Below are 15,351 nucleotides of genomic sequence, written 5' to 3' on the forward strand. Positions count from 1 at the left end.
CTGTTGAATTTTGTCCTTCTATGGAACAACCCTGATGTTGTTATTCACAGCTTCGATGGCTCGGTTAGCAACATCTTCCGGTATCCGAGTGTACTGTAGATCTTCGTTCAAGTCTTGACCCTCAGTCAGAATCCAATTTATCAGGTCTTTAACCCCTTGGGCTAGTTCTGGTTTAGGATACTTTTCGTAGAGAAACAGCCAAGTTATACCTACAATTGGATATCCCTCTTCTGGGTCATCTATATTTTCGATGGTAAAGTCATCATTGAACTGCACATTGGCTAGGGCTTTATTGGCTTGATCAACCGTAGGCTTGACGTAGCGACCAGCTTGGTTTTCCAGCCTGGCCATCGGTAAGTTAAGCTGTTTAGCATAGCTCGCTGGTACATAGCTAATGGCACCGTCAATTCGGTTAACTTCGCTAGCTACTGGTCCATTTCCCGGAACACTAGAGAAGACCTTAAAGCCCCAATTAGGTTTTCTACTGGCTCGGATTCTGCCATTAGTAATTTCATTCAAATATTTAGTAAAAATAAAGCTAGTACCGCTAGTGCCTGAGTGGACAACTACTTGGATTTTCCGGTTCGGTAGGCGGGAGTTAACTTGCTTCCAATTAGAAATCTGACCTGAAAAAATTTTACCGAGAGTGTCTCGGGATAGCTTAACATCTGTGGTTATCCCTTGAAGATTATAAACCACAGCCAAAGACCCCCCAGCCGTTGGTACCATCAACAAACCCCGTTTCATTGAGTTTCTCTCTACAGGAGTTGGAATAACATTGCTCGCTCCGAAGTCAACGGACTGATTGAGAAATCGTCTAATTCCACCACCACTGCCAATGGCACTGTATTTGAGCTTTACATCTGTTGTTTCTTCTTGGTATTCTCTAAAGTAACGGCGATAAAGGGGTTCAGGAAATGTAGCTCCGGCACCAGTGAAGGATTGAGCGATCGCACCACTGATAGAACCAAAGCCAACGGTTAGGGTTACCGCTGTTGCTGTTAAAACCTTCTGCAAAAAAAATTGATAGCCAATCATTAATTTATCCTTAATTTATTCGTAAGTATTCAGCCGTCAGCCGTGAGCTTTTAGCTCACCCGTGCGCGTTCAGCCGTCAGCCGTGAACTTATTTTATTAAAAAGCACCTCGATTAGCACCATCTGTAGCGCATAAAATGAGGGACTAGCCTGATCTACGGCCAATAGCTGAACGCGCACGCACCTCAAGTAGCGCTAATCGCTGATAGCTGATAGCTGATAGCTGATAGCTGATAGCTGATAGCTTACATTTATTCTAGTATTACAATTGTCAGTATTATTAATCCTATAGATTACGGGAAGCGCGTTAATAACAAGATAATTTATATGACGACCATTTAAAGTCATAAGTTTCGCCAATTTTACTGGCGTTATAAGTGGGTAATCAAATTTATCTCATGGGAGAGTGTACTAGAAAACTCTAAGCCAAGTTTAATGCTATTTTACAAGAAAGCAAACTTTTTTTTGGTGTGATATGGAGATGAGTTTACTGCAAAAATTTAGCTTAGCACTGGTTTCATTCCTTGCCCTTAGTCTCCCAGCTGGCAAGGCATTTGCCCAAAGCTTTGGGGGGATATATCAGGAGATTTCTATCTCTGACGTGCCAGCTGCTGCTATGACTGCGGCCACTGCTGCTGCTGGTGTCTCACCCACGGATGCAGCAATCGAGATTGAGGATGATGGCAAGCTAATCTATGGATTGAGTGGTCAGAACTCCCAGGGCAACCGCTTTGAAGTGGATGTCAATGCCATTGGCGAAATTCAGGAGCTTGAAGAAGAAATTGACCAAAGTCAGGTACCCCCAGAAGTACTCAAAGGTCTAAGAGTCTGGCTACCTGACTTCCAGCCTACTGTGATTAGGAGGAGCGTCCGGGCCGGAGACGAGGTTGTATACGAGTTCAATGGTAAGGATGTGCAAGGCAACAACCTTCAAGTTGAAATGCCCTCTAAGGGTGGGAGATTGATGCTGTTTACCTATTGAACCAGGGACTAACTCTACTGTGGTTGCTGTAAACCGGGTGCATCTCATTAAAGCTGTTTGACCCGGTGGGTGTAACAGTCATATGGGTTATAAAAACAATATAGGTTGTAACAGTTATATAGTTTTTAGTAGTTATTTATGCTAAAATAGGTGTGTGGGGTGGAACGGGCATCTTGCCCGTTACAATAACCCACCCTACCCCACTACTATGAGCCAACAGTTATGTTTTGATTCACTGCTTCGATGGCTTGGCGAGCAAGACCGTCTGGAATCCTGGTATACCCCAGTTCCCCGTTGAGGTCCTGACCTTTAGTGAGAATCCAATTAACCATATCTTTAATCCCCTGGGCTTTGGCCTGAGTGGGGTACTTCTGGTACAGTAGCAGCCAAGTTAGACCCACAATTGGATAACCATCAGCTGGATCGTTAAGTTTGAGGGTGAAGTCCTGGTTAAACTCTACGTTAAGCAGCCCTTTACTGGCTTGGTCAAGACTAGGCTTAATATAGCGACCTTCTTGATTTTCAATTCTAGCGCTAGTAAAGTTGTTCTCTAGAGCATAATGAGCTTCTACATAGCCAATGGCACCGTCAATCCGCCGCACTTCCCCAGCTACTCCACCATTTTGAGGACGGCTTGAGAAGACCTTGAAGCCCCAATCTGGTTTTCGGCTAGGTTTGATCAGACCATGGGTAATCGCACTCAAGTACTTGGTGAATATGAAACTAGTACCGCTGCTATCTGAGCGCACAACAACTTTGATGTCTCTTCTGGGCAGGTAAGTGTTAACTTGCTTCCAATTACCAATTTGACCAGTAAAGATTTTGCCTAGAGTCTCGCGAGATAGTCTGACAGAGGAGACTACACCTTGCAGATTGTAAATCACTGACACAGCTCCCCCCGCTGTTGGCACCATTTGTAAGCCCCGTTTCATCTGACTTTTTTCCTCATCGGTTGGGGGCATATCACTAGCAGCAAAATCAACAGACTCGTTAATGAATTCCTCAATACCACCACCACTGCCAATGGTACTGTAATTTACATTAACGCTGGTTTCTTGTTGGTATTGGGAAAAGTAACGCTGGTAAAGGGGTTCGGGAAATGAAGCACCGGCACCAAACAATGGTATTGCACTTGCTGCCTTGAGTGAAATCAATACAATGGCAACTGTAACTGTTAAGGTTATCAATGTCCGACGGGACTTGATTAGAGCTAAACTCATTATAGTACTTATCATAGTCATGAGGTACAATTTTCTGGGTTTTAGGGAGCAGGGAGCAGGGAGCAGGGAGCAGGGACTGAGGCCACGCTAAGCCAACAGAATAGGGAATAGGTAAGAGGGAAGAGGTAAGAGCCAAGAGGTAAGAGGTAAAAAATCCTGTGTACCTCATAGGTATAATAAACGCTATAGTCTAGAAGGATTAAGGATAATTCAAGGGGTAAGCTATCAGCTAATGCGCTACGCGCACCCTATGGGAATAGCTTATGGTTATGGGAAAACCATGACGTTTAAATTTTTGTTAAGTGATCCGAGTTAGCTCCTCCAGCACCTGAAGTGACGAAGGGATAACAGTTGCTGGAGTTTTGCGATTGACCAAAGGTCACGCTACGCGAACGCATGGTCCTCCTCTACCAGATGTTCGTCATGGGGGAAGAGATAACACCTGAAAAGATCAAAAAGACTGGCATGTCCGGTAAACGATGGGAAAGAGTAGTGAAGTATATCCTTCTCACGACTGAAGTTTTCTTAGTGAGCGTTTTTCATAACTATGAGGTTCACAGGATTGTTTATCTACTCCCTGCTCCCTTGCTAAAGTCCCACTACCTTTTTTTTCCCATAAAATGGTACTACCTTTACATACCAAGCATTTCAGCTTGTTTCGTTACCCCTTCAGAAATGTTTGTCTGAACTAATAACATATGTAAAAATATGGGCTTATCCGGTGAACAACGCAAAATACTACAAAAGGCTTTTACTGATGCTTTCCCTAATAAATCATCATTAGAGCAAATGCTATGGTTTGAATTAGATAAAAATTTAAACACAATTGCTGGAGAAGGTAACTTAAACGACATTGTTTTTGAATTAATACAAAAAGCAGAAGCTGATGATTGGGTTGAAGAATTAATTTATGCTGCACGTAGGGCAAATCCTGGAAGCCCAAGCTTAAAAGCTATTGCTGCTATTGCTGAAGCAGCAACAACTGAACAAAGAGACATCAAACAGACAAATCCAGACTCAATGGGCGGTGGACAACAAGATGCAATTTGGAAGGGTATTTTCCAGATCCAGTGGTTTGTTAATTGGGTTAGTCAAAGTTCAACTCCTCGCCAAGAATACCGCAACCGTCAGGCATTACTCACTAAAGTCAAAAACTATTGGGTCAAAGGCGTTCTGGAAAAATCCCTCTATCACCAGGTACTGATGGAGTTGGGATTAGAGGAGAGACCCGATGCCATTACTAATCCTTTGAGTGAAATTCTCGAAATCGGTGACGACTCACCTCAATCCCTCCCCGAAGGCACTAAAGTAATTGATGTTTTTGACCAAATTGGAACAGGAAGAACCCTACTCATTTTAGGGGAACCAGGGTCAGGAAAAACCACAACCTTACTCGAACTCACCAGGGATTTAATCGCTCGTACTGAACAAGACACTAATCAGCTAATTCCTGTAGTCTTTAACCTCTCCTCTTGGGCAAAGAAACGGCAGACGATAGCCGATTGGTTAGTAGAGGAACTGAACACTGTATATCAAGTTCCTAATAAAATTGCACAAGCTTTGGTAACGCAACAGCAACTTCTACCATTGCTTGATGGTTTGGATGAAGTTAAGGCAGACTATCGAGACGACTGTATCCTAGCGTTAAACAAATTTAATAAGGATTATTATAATAGCGATTTGGTAGTGTGTAGTCGGATTAAAGACTATCAATCCCTATCCAATCGTCTGAATTTTCATAAAGCAGTTTGTATAAGATTGCTGACTTTAGAAAAAATCTATCATTACTTGGATAGTGTCGGGGCTGATTTAACGGGATTGAGGACATTAATAGCAGAGGATACAGTATTACAAGAATTAGCCCAGTCACCTCTAATGCTCAATATTATGACCCTAGCTTATCAGGGAGTAGCAGTTGATGAGTTACCGAAAACTGAGGTAGTGGAAGAACGGGGCAAGCAGCTCTTTGATGCATATATCGAGAAAATGTTTAAGCGTCGGAAGACTAATCAGCGATACAAGAATGTGCAAGTAAAGCACTGGCTAATTTGGATTGCCCAGAGGATGGTTGAGGAGTCGCAAACAGTATTTTTAATTGAAAAAATGCAGCCATTTTGGTTAATAAATAGAAATCAAAAACGAACTTACAGTCTGATAATCGGGCTGATGGTTGGGCTGATGTTTGGGCTGATGTTTGGGCTGATGTTTGGGCTGATAATCGGGCTAAACGAAGGGCTGATGTTTGGGCTGATGGTCGGGCTGATGTTTGGGCTGATGGGAATGCTGATGTTTGGGCTGATGGGAATGCTGATGGTCGGGCTGATGGTCGGAGGGCTGATGAAAGAAATTAAAACAGTTGAAATACTCCAAGTTAATTGGAAAAGACTCTTGATTAACCTGCTAAAGATGCTGATGGGAATGCTGATGGGAATGCTGATGGGAATGGTGGTAGGAAGGCTGATGTTTGGGCCGGTGTTTGGGCTGGTGGGAGGGCTGATGGGAGTGCTGATGGGAATGCTGATGAAAATGCCGATAAAAGAGCTGATAAAAGAGCTGGACAGTTCAGAAATTGAAACAAAAACAAATCCAAATCAAGGAATTTGGAAATCAGCTCGTAATGCTATAACTGTATGGCTGATGGGAGCGCTGATGTTTGGGCCGGTGGTCGGGCTGATGGTAGGAGCGCTTGTGTTTGGGCTGTTGGGAATGCTGGTGGGAGAGCTGAGGTTCGGGCTGATGGGAGCGCTGATGGTCGGGCTGATGGTCGGGCTGATGGTCGGGCTGATGATCACGCTGATAGCCGGGCTGAATAATGGTGGTATGGCCTGCATCCAACACTTCAGTCTCCGCCTTGTCCTGTACCGTAACAATTACATCCCTTGGAACTATGCCCGCTTCCTGGACTATGCTGCTGATCGCATCTTCTTACAAAAAGTAGGAGGAGGCTACATCTTTATCCATCGGATGCTGATGGAACACTTTGCCCAGATGGAGCCTGAGAATTGATAGATTACTATAGCATTTTGAGTTGAGATGTAAACAATATCAACCAGTAGTTTATAAGCCGATTACTATTTCAAAAAACTATCTCAATTCCTAATACATTGTTTCCTCATTCGCACGAAAATCCTTAACAACCAGCTTCATCCATAGTAGAATCTGAATAGATTGAAAATAAGAAAGCGATCGCCTTTGGCGCAGCGAAGCTGAACGCGGCAGTTTGTAATGGTGCGATCGCATTCATGGAAAACCTCAAACTTTAGCCAATATGGACTACACAGAAATCCTTAAGAAAGCCCTTAATTGGGGTAAAGAGAATCACCCAGAAAGCAATCTTTATCATAAGATTACATTAAAACTCTCCACTCTCAATCTACCCTAGGAGCAACGGTTTCCTGCCCGTTTTGCAGCAGCGTCACGCTTTCCACCGTGCCGTCTGAGCCTTGGTTAAAGACAACTCGCAAATCAATGACCCGTGCAAAAAACTCAGTTTCGGAGGTAGGATAAAGCTTTAAAATAGACTGCCCTGTTCCCTGAATCAGCAATTGATTGGCTTGGGTGGTTACAGTTACCTGGAACTCAGGAGCAACCTGAATGTAATAGGAAGACTATTTCCAGGTAGTTTCTGGTATTTACTGGCAAAATCCGTAAGTATAACCATCTTTCCTGTGAATCCTAACTAAGTTTTTGACGTGCAAGCTTATTGCCTTTTCCCCTGGAACCGTGTAATTAAATGAATTACTTTTGCTCCTAGGGTTAACTCTCCCAAACTTTCCGGTCAAGATGTTTTTAGCTATGTCTCCACTACACCAACCTTTGATTGGCCTCAACGGATTATGTCTGATCGGGTAGCCGTACTTATTGAGTGCTGCTTTTTGTCTGCCCCCTTGTCCTTTACAAGTAACCAGAAGCGGTTGGGAGGTTTTAAATGTCAACATCTCAATATCCCCGACACAGGCAGCGTCAATCCAATGTTCTTTAGGAAAACCCAGCTTAGTTCGGTTGTACTTGGTTTGCGCTCCCGTTCCAGTGACTATGGGTTTGATTCTTTTAAGTACCTTAACTAATTTGTTGCGAGTTGAATTAACCGCTGCTGCATCTCTTAATGGCTGCTTAGCCTTAGATTTGATTTTTTGTAGTAGACTCGGTTTCTTTTTTAAGAAGTCTTCTATAGACTTGTTCCCTTTGCGTTGGTTGCATTTATCGCAGGCTAAACAAAGATTACTTATTCGATCACTTCCACCTTTAGATTTTGGGTAAATATGTTCAATTTGTAACGGGACGGACTGCTTGCCACAATAGGCACATTCCCTTCCCCATTTTTCAAGTAGGTACTCTCTAACCTCATATCCAACTAGCTCGCCTTGCTGGTACTCAACACCATTGATTTCAGGGTTCTGCATTTTCTGGGTATCAAACTTAACTCTTTCAACCCAAAACTCATTGATTGGACAGAACTTAATTAATCGTTTAACCCAAGTTTCAATAGTCAAAACCCGGTGCTCTAAGCTAGGGGCAAGCCAGCCTTCTGGACGTCTACGGTTAAGGAATCTGGGTTTTCTGTAGCGGGTGTTGCGGTTACGCCTTCCGCGCCTTACAGCTCTTCTAGATTCTAGTTTTCTCTTGATCAGCCCTCCCCTGTGTTCTAATTCCATTCCCCAAATAACTTGATTGTTTTGAACTAAGGCAAATCCAGTTACCTTACTACCAGGGTCGATTTTTATCTGACAAGGTGAGATGGTTGGATTATTGATCGCAGTTTTCAAGATTATTGTAAACGGGTACATCCTAAAAACCGCAGCTTTCCCTTTGTCTAGTAACCGGCGAGCTTTCTTTGGTGGAATGGGGTTTAATGGTTGAAAGTTTGTGTCAATGACAAATACATAATTTTGCATTTTTAGTGCTCTCAATTCGGTAATGTGTTCCGAGTGCTTCGCACACGCTTACGCGAACGACAATGTTGGAATGGCTTGTTGAGCTAACCACACATTTGCCTTTGTCTTAATGATTAGCGACAGAGCCAGAAGCTGGAGATCACCTCTGGGTGTCATGACCAAACCAACGTAGGAAGCTAATCCTGAGTCTGCAACCCAGTGGGCAATTCCAGAAATTACCGGGAATTGCCTAGGCTTTCACTAGGTGATAAGTTCCAATATAGCCCTCGTATACAGACGGATCTACCTTCACCACGTCAGAAACTGTGGGTTTGGAGTAGGGTTCCCCAAACACAATTGCTGCCAAATCCTGGGAAATTCGCTCTAGATTGGCGGTTTCTAAATTACTGAGCACAGCAAAACTCACATCCTGGTCTGGGTAGTATACCAGATTAGTTACAAAGCCGTTAATTCTCCCACCATGACCAATGCGCTGATGCTTGGGCTGTTTGTTTATTACCAATCCATAGCCATAGAACAGATGGGGAGCTTCGTCAGGATTGCTCGGTACTAAGGGAGAGGTCATAGTAGCGATCGCCTTATCCCTTAAGATCGTTTCATCTCCCACCCCATGGTCAAACAAAAACTGATTCCATCGAGCCAAATCCTCCAACGTGGAATATAGTCCTCCGGCTCCCTGTGGCACCGACATATTAATATACTCTGCCTTGAGATAGCCGTCATCAGTGAACTGATAACCATTTGCCAAGCCATCAATCACCGCCAAAGGATACTCGTAACCTGTGTTCTCCATCCCCAAAGGCTGGAGCAAATGCTCTTTTAGATAATCGCCATAGGACTGACCCGATACGGTTTCAATCACCTGGGTCAGCAGAACATAGCCTGAATTGCTGTAGCGAAACTCTTTTCCCGGCTCAAATTCCAAGGGGAGGTCTTGGAAGCGGGCAATCAACTCCTCAAGGGTCGTAGGTTTTGCCATCCATTGGGTTTTATCCTGAAAACTAGTTAGGTTAGGAATGCCCGCCGTATGGGTTAGGAGGTGATGCAAGGTGATGCGATTCCCATGGGGATAATCTGGCAAGTAGGTAGAAACAGGAGCGTGTACATCAACCAACCCCAGATCCTGGAGTTGTAGAATCGCAGCAGCAGTAAACTGCTTTGTCACCGACCCCAACCGAAATCTAGTTTGGGGGGTATTGGGTAGCTGGTACTCTAGGCTAGCCATGCCATACCCCCTGGTAAACACGGTTTTACCGGCCTTGAGTACGATAACCGCCCCTGAGAACCACCCAATTTCATGGTGGGCTTTGAGATAGGCATCAATTTCAGCGGAAATACCAGACATTTGGTGAGCAGCGAGTTTCATTACTGATTTCAATCGATACATTTGTATCTTATTAGAGAAAAATCTGGCTTGGTAGTACCCTTAAGGGTACCTTTTCTGTGAAGATTAATTAACAGATACCTCTTGCAAAAGTATTTTTCTGATAGTGTTTACCTCAATTCTTATCCACTGTTCCCTGTTCCCGACAACTGCCGCGAAGTCTATTAAGTTCTAAAGGGACGACGAAACAGACTGATAGCAGAGCTGATGTCCCCTTTGAGTGAAGAGTCAGAGGTAATTAAAGAAATCAAAACAGTTGGAATATTTCAAGTTAATTAGAAAAAAGTCTTGATTTTCCTGCTGATGGTCGGGCTGGTGAATGGTGGCAAAGCCTGTATCCAACACTTCAACCAGTTGATAAGCCGATTACTATCTAAAAAAACGATCTCACTTCCTAATACATTGTTTCCTCATTCGCACGAAAATCCTTAACAACAAGCCTCATCTATAGTAGAATCTGAAGATCGCGTAGTGTTGGCTGTGCCGATCTAACCTTTTTGTGGTTGTCCGGAACACATCCTTTAACTCTTGTAGATCCTATTGAATTTTCAAAGAGGGTGATTGCCAATTGACTCAACAAAAAATGGGGTACGTTTACTTGATTGTGCAGCTTGAACCCAATCAACAGCCGACTGGGCTCTACAAAATTGGAAAAACTTCAAAGACACCGGAGGAAAGACTAGCTCAACTGAGGACTTCAAGTACTTTTGATCTTGAGGTTTACCATTGGATCCGGTGCTTGGACTATAGTGCAGTAGAAAAAGATCTTCATCGCAAGTTTGAATATTTTCGATGGAACTATGGAGGGAGAGAATGGTTCAATTTCAGAGACTACGACATTGATGACGTTGTCGAAGAGATGAACTCATATGTTGAAGATCCTGCTCCTACTGAACCAGTATACTATTCTTCAGAAGAATCTGATTCAACATATTCTTATTGGAAAGAATCTGAGTCAATATACGAGTATATAGGGGCTGCGATTCTATTATTTATGTTGGGACTAGGAGTATGGGGTATTGCTAGTATTAACAACCAACCTAGTCTTACAAAAGACCAAAGGAACTATCATGCCGCGTGGAATGTTTTTAGCAGGAAAAATATGGATTCATTTGAACAGTATACTCAGGCTCAAGAAAAATTTAAAAAATTGGCAGACTCTTCTAGTAATGAATGTGTCAAAAAATATGGTGAGGATATGGTTGCCGTTATTTCTCAATCTAAAACTTTTTTGAATAGTACTGGGGGAAATTACGTTCAAGCTTGGAAAAGATTTGAATTTCTCGGGAAACAAGTATGGCCAAAACAACCTGTCTGTAATAGAATAATGACTGGGATACGTCAGAAAATAAATTAATTTGTTTGTTAATAAACTAATTTTCCGTAAAACTTCGATTTACAGCGATTGCACTCTCTTAGTTATAACTGCAATCGCTTTATTATCATTATATCATTTTTTATAGTGGCGAAAAAAGATTTACGGGAAAAATAAAAAGGTATCTGGAAAAGTATGAAAACTTGTTAGGACACTGGAATCGCGCCAAAATGTATTGACTCTGGTACACCCAATGTATTAACTAAAAGGCATGGGTGTATTGAGGCATCGGCTGCATGAAAATTGACCGTCATGGCCGGGCAACGAAGACTGATTTTCCGATTTGTTGGCATCTTTCCGAGAGTAAAACCCTCCCAGTTCGGTAGGGATTTCTTTTGTACTGCGATTCGGGCTTTACCGACGCTACGCGATGTGCCGTAGGCACCGCTACCTGCGAAAACCATTTTCAGTTCACGAAAACATCTGGATTGCCCAAGGTGTACCCCATAATCATGAGATTTACCCTTTTGATCATCTGGTCTCACTAGGGTTGTAATTCCCCACGCCGTATTTTCCGGAAAATGGTTTTTATATTCGAGAATAATGTAATATCAAGGTCAACCTAATTAACTTAAAACGTATATAAATGGCTAAGAGATTGAAAACTGTAAAAATTAACATAGATTATGAACCTAAAGAAGCAGATTTTATCGAGAAAGCTAATGAATTTGGTTATCAAATAAATTCTGTAACTAAAATTCCACCCGCGATCGCTAATGAACTTTCAATCGCTATCGCAATAGAGAAAAGCTGCGAGCATATCAGAGAAGGGTCGGAATTCTTTCTACAGCTTCCAATACCAAATAGCAAGCCCATAAAAGTTCAAAAAATTAATGGGAAAATTATGGGCAATTTCAAAGCTATGGCTGATGCCGTAGAAATGCCGGAAGATCAAAGGATAGATACATGCCAGATGATTTTCAGTCAAATGGCAGTTTTCCCTTGGGGGATGACTTTTTCTCATCCTCTAGCTAAAGAAGGCTGGGTAGGAGACAAGCTCGGTGTTAATTCGTGGAAACATGCTGAAACGATAATTAACTCAATCATGTACCCACAAGGAACTCCAGACAGAGGAAAAATTGCAGAAGAAAGTTTTCGACAAAAGATATTGCTTGCAAATTCAAATGTTGATATTGACACGTTACTGATAAAAGTCAAATCTCGAATAATCCCAGCATGTCAAATGGCTTGCTCATTAATAGCTCAGGGTATAGAAATTGATCTTGAAGCTGGGTTGCATCCGGAAACAGGACTTAACCTGTAGCGATCACATTCTTTTTGCGGGTGCATCTCAATGCATGCAATTAGACAAAAATTCTAATAAAATTCCGACACTGCCTACACTACTTACTCTCCCTAAAATCCCCACGCTTCCGACACTTCCGGCACTTCCCTTCTTTTTTACAAAGATGAGATCCACTCCGTACGGCCTAGTTAACGCTCAGGACAAAATGAAAACTAAATTTAAGGGTCTGCTATATTAATTAGTCATTAGTGAATAATCACGATTCAGGATTATACTTAACCTAGACACAAACCGTTAGATCTCGAAAACTACTTCTGTCCTATTCCCTTTTGCCTGTTCAACACATCTGGCATAACCTTTAATTATATCAAATTTAATCACTAACGACTCCAAAAAAAGTACCCTCAAGGGTACTGTCAAAGGATTATTGTATTGCTGATAATCAAAATAGTACTGAAATTTTATTGCACCTGAGTCGTTATAGTGGGCAATTATTCCACTCTAAGATTAAGCTAGGGATAACGTTGATAATATAGCACTACGCATTAAGGTGTTTGAAATTGATACAAGCAGCAAAAGGTGCGACCCGTGGGAAACTATTGCCTATTGCTAGCATGCCTATTGCCTTGCGCGTAGCGCTATATTGCCGAACCTACGGCTAGTGACAGTGGTGCAAGATTTCAGGGAAAGCAACTAGAGTAAACCATTGAGTTAGGTATATATCCTAAATTTATAGTGATGGCAGACTATAGCAATCTCGAAAGCAATCTTGAATCAGAACAAACAAAACATGCAGATTTTTGTGAAGATTGTCACCAAATTAACCTGATAGATAATCAGCCTCAAACCCTGATCCAGACACAAGCGATCGCAAAAAATCGATTAACTACTGTTCGACAGGCTCCTGGCTGCTCTACTTCTATCCTGCGGGGACTAGACCAGCAGCTGATTGATGAAATGAATAGCATCGGACCCAATAGCTTGGTCAGTTTTGCTGACCTAGATGTGGCTAATGGTCCAGCAGTTCACCCTTTCCTTCAGGCAGTAGCTAAGCAGTCCTTGGCACGGGCAATTAAGGCTCGTGGTCGCACCCTTTCGGTCAATTCTGGTTACCGAACTATTGCTCAGCAACTAATGCTATTCAATCATGGTAAAGTTAGACGCTGTGGTATTGGTGTGGTTGCCCCTCCTGGTAGAAGTAATCACCAGAGTGGTTTAGCCATAGATATTAATGACGAGCAAGGCTGGAGACCCTATCTAGAGCGAGAGGGTTGGAGGTGGTTTGGACCTGCGGATAGGCCTCACTTTGACTATATTGGCAGAGGTACACGAAACATTCGTCCTGTTGCAGTTAAAGCGTTTCAGCGACTCTGGAACCGATATAATCCGGACAAACCCATTGCTGAAGATGGGATTTACGGACGAAATACTGACGCGCGACTTAATCAAGCCCCCATAGTTGGCTTTGGAAAAACTAACGAATCTCTTCCAGACAGAAGACTCAGCCTGACTCAACCCTATCTCGAAGGTGAGGATGTTCGCCAACTTCAGGAAGCTTTAGTTAAAGCAACTATTACGGTCGAGGTAGATGGCGTTTTTGGTCCCGGTACTGAGGAAGCTGTTAAGAAATTCCAGAAGCTAAAAGATTTAACAGTAGATGGAATCGTTGGACCTACAACTCGCTCGGCTCTGGGATTGTGAAGTTATAGCAAGAGAAGTATAGTTGACGACATAGTATTTCGCTTTAAAGGGAACAGGGAATAGGGAATAGGGAATAGAAATATGTGTTAATCTTTACTTCGACTGCTATATTTGTGAACTTATTATCTCTGTTCTGTCACTCTAGGCAGAACAGAGATAATATCGAATCTGGTTAATCATTTCCTATTCACGTTAATGCTTAACTATTCCCGATTCCCGATTCCCGATTCCCGATTCCCGATTCCCGATTCCCGATTCCCGATTCCCGATTCCCGATTCCCGATTCCCGATTCCCGATTCCCGATTCCCGATTCTAAATTCTTAATTCTTAATTCTTAATTCCCTCAATTAATAACTATAAGGATTCTTGATAAGGATTGTTAAAGAAATCTCCACTTTGAGGGGGTAGGGTGGGCTCAAAAATAATTTCCACTAAACTTTTCACGACACCTGTGAGGGGAATTGCGAGAATTAGCCCCAAGAATCCTCCCAGTTTTGCTCCGAATAGCAAAGAGACAAAGATGATTACTGGGGATAAACCAGTCAAGTTACCGAGAATTCTCGGAGCAATTAAGTTGTCTTTGATCTGCTGTAGACCTACGGATACGGCCAATACTTCTAGGGCTAGCCACCAGTCAATAAACGCTACTACAATCACAACTGTGCCAATGCCCAGGGTTGCTCCGATAAAGGGAATCACTTCCATAAATCCAATGAAGACAGCAAATAGTAGGAAAAACGGTACTTTTAAGACCCAGAAGGCTGGGGTTAGGGTAGCTGTCATAAACAATCCTAACAGGATTTGACCGATCACAAATTGTTGTAAATTACGTTGCAATCCTTCGGTTAAGACTCTTCGAATAACCGGGGAAAAAATGGCGGTTAGACCTCGCCAAACTCGCTCACCATCGATGAGCATATAAAATGAAATTACTAAAATTAAGATTAAGTCTACAAACCAGTTAAAGGTACCAACTACTAAACCGAAGCCAGTGCTTGCGATCGCTTCTGCTTGTGCTTGCACTCGTGCCAATAGTTGAGACCCTAAGATCCGGACATCAACGGGTAAATTGCGCTGTTCACTCCAGGCTTGGAAATTTCCCAATTGCTGCTGACCTTCTGCTAGCAACTCTGGTAACTTGGTTACTAGTTGTCGCCCTTGGTTGAATACTGGAGGGGCTAAGGTGAGGGTAATAATCACCACGATCAAGGCCGTTAGTAGATAAACCAGCACTGCTGCTACGGTTCTGGGTAGGAATGCTCTGACTGCAGCTACAGCATAGTTGAGTACAAAGGCGATCAGAGCTGCAGTGAGCAAAATGCTGATTAACTCACCCACATAGCTTAAAGCACTAAGGGTTACGGATCCAGTTATTAAGATTAGTAGCCAAGTGATCAGTAACTGTTGAATTGGTGAAAAAATAGAATTCATTGACAATCGGCTCACGCAATAGCAGTGACTGGTAGGAGCAGTAACGTTACCTCATGATTATCCGATCTACCAGTCAGAT

At 42.7% G+C, this 15,351-nt stretch carries 14 protein-coding genes; 6 read left to right on the forward strand and 8 right to left on the reverse strand.

Annotation, left to right across the window (positions count from 1 at the left end; all coding sequences use genetic code 11):
- Window positions 1-18: 18 nt before the first annotated feature.
- Entirely contained in the window at window positions 19-1,038 is a 1,020-nt protein-coding gene (gene pstS, locus BJP34_RS25950) for a phosphate ABC transporter substrate-binding protein PstS (protein ID WP_070394833.1), read from the reverse strand.
- 480 nt (window positions 1,039-1,518) lie between these two features.
- Here pstS (BJP34_RS25950) and BJP34_RS25955 point away from each other — a divergent pair, with 480 nt between their 5' ends.
- Window positions 1,519-2,019, forward strand: coding sequence for a hypothetical protein (locus tag BJP34_RS25955; protein WP_149031185.1), 501 nt, complete (start codon window positions 1,519-1,521; stop codon window positions 2,017-2,019).
- Between the two features lie 206 nt (window positions 2,020-2,225).
- Here BJP34_RS25955 and pstS (BJP34_RS25960) read toward each other — a convergent pair whose 3' ends face one another.
- Both pstS (BJP34_RS25960) and BJP34_RS47840 read right to left on the reverse strand, forming a co-directional pair.
- Window positions 2,226-3,140 carry a phosphate ABC transporter substrate-binding protein PstS gene (gene pstS / locus BJP34_RS25960; RefSeq protein ID WP_229424030.1) on the reverse strand — a complete coding sequence of 305 codons (915 nt, stop codon included), beginning with the start codon at window positions 3,138-3,140 and terminating at the stop codon, window positions 2,226-2,228.
- Entirely contained in the window at window positions 3,061-3,408 is a 348-nt protein-coding gene (locus BJP34_RS47840) for a hypothetical protein (protein WP_229424031.1), read from the reverse strand. The genes pstS (BJP34_RS25960) and BJP34_RS47840 overlap by 80 nt, the downstream gene beginning before the upstream one ends.
- 539 nt (window positions 3,409-3,947) lie before the next feature.
- Here BJP34_RS47840 and BJP34_RS25970 point away from each other — a divergent pair.
- Window positions 3,948-6,245: an NACHT domain-containing protein gene (locus BJP34_RS25970; RefSeq protein WP_070394837.1), complete on the forward strand. Its 2,298-nt coding sequence runs from the start codon at window positions 3,948-3,950 to the stop codon at window positions 6,243-6,245.
- A gap of 124 nt (window positions 6,246-6,369) precedes the next feature.
- Here the strand turns inward: BJP34_RS25970 and BJP34_RS49485 are convergent, their stop codons facing one another.
- The 4 genes from BJP34_RS49485 to BJP34_RS25980 form a co-directional block, all read right to left on the reverse strand.
- The gene (locus tag BJP34_RS49485; RefSeq protein WP_267876382.1) at window positions 6,370-6,495 is read right to left on the reverse strand and encodes a hypothetical protein; all 126 of its coding nucleotides are present in this window, start codon (window positions 6,493-6,495) and stop codon (window positions 6,370-6,372) included.
- 112 nt (window positions 6,496-6,607) lie between these two features.
- A complete protein-coding gene (locus tag BJP34_RS44555) occupies window positions 6,608-6,784 on the reverse strand; it encodes a hypothetical protein (RefSeq protein ID WP_158517482.1) in 177 nt (58 codons plus the stop codon).
- An 87-nt stretch (window positions 6,785-6,871) separates the two neighbouring features.
- Window positions 6,872-8,134 (reverse strand): RNA-guided endonuclease IscB, encoded by a 1,263-nt coding sequence (gene iscB / locus BJP34_RS25975; RefSeq protein WP_070394838.1) that lies wholly within the window; start codon window positions 8,132-8,134, stop codon window positions 6,872-6,874.
- A gap of 229 nt (window positions 8,135-8,363) precedes the next feature.
- Window positions 8,364-9,521, reverse strand: coding sequence for a serine hydrolase domain-containing protein (locus BJP34_RS25980; protein WP_070394839.1), 1,158 nt, complete (start codon window positions 9,519-9,521; stop codon window positions 8,364-8,366).
- 565 nt (window positions 9,522-10,086) lie between these two features.
- Between BJP34_RS25980 and BJP34_RS25985 the strand changes: the two genes are divergently transcribed.
- The 4 genes from BJP34_RS25985 to BJP34_RS45790 all read left to right on the forward strand — a co-directional run bounded on the left by BJP34_RS25985 (window position 10,087) and on the right by BJP34_RS45790 (window position 14,179).
- Window positions 10,087-10,875 carry a GIY-YIG nuclease family protein gene (locus tag BJP34_RS25985; RefSeq protein ID WP_149031186.1) on the forward strand — a complete coding sequence of 263 codons (789 nt, stop codon included), beginning with the start codon at window positions 10,087-10,089 and terminating at the stop codon, window positions 10,873-10,875.
- A gap of 604 nt (window positions 10,876-11,479) precedes the next feature.
- On the forward strand, window positions 11,480-12,157 hold the full coding sequence (locus BJP34_RS25990) for a hypothetical protein (RefSeq protein WP_070394841.1): 678 nt from the start codon (window positions 11,480-11,482) through the stop codon (window positions 12,155-12,157).
- Window positions 12,158-12,877: 720 nt separating this feature from the next.
- On the forward strand, window positions 12,878-13,840 hold the full coding sequence (locus BJP34_RS25995) for a peptidoglycan-binding protein (RefSeq protein WP_229424032.1): 963 nt from the start codon (window positions 12,878-12,880) through the stop codon (window positions 13,838-13,840).
- A 195-nt stretch (window positions 13,841-14,035) separates the two neighbouring features.
- On the forward strand, window positions 14,036-14,179 hold the full coding sequence (locus tag BJP34_RS45790) for a hypothetical protein (protein ID WP_168166523.1): 144 nt from the start codon (window positions 14,036-14,038) through the stop codon (window positions 14,177-14,179).
- A 16-nt stretch (window positions 14,180-14,195) separates the two neighbouring features.
- On the opposite strand, the gene BJP34_RS26000 is transcribed toward BJP34_RS45790, so the two are convergent.
- Complete coding sequence (locus BJP34_RS26000; RefSeq protein WP_070394842.1) at window positions 14,196-15,272, reverse strand: AI-2E family transporter; 1,077 nt, start codon at window positions 15,270-15,272, stop codon at window positions 14,196-14,198.
- Window positions 15,273-15,351: the final 79 nt, after the last annotated feature.

The sequence above is a fragment of the Moorena producens PAL-8-15-08-1 genome, from assembly GCF_001767235.1.
In the GTDB taxonomy this organism is placed as follows: Bacteria; Cyanobacteriota; Cyanobacteriia; order Cyanobacteriales; family Coleofasciculaceae; genus Moorena; species Moorena producens_A.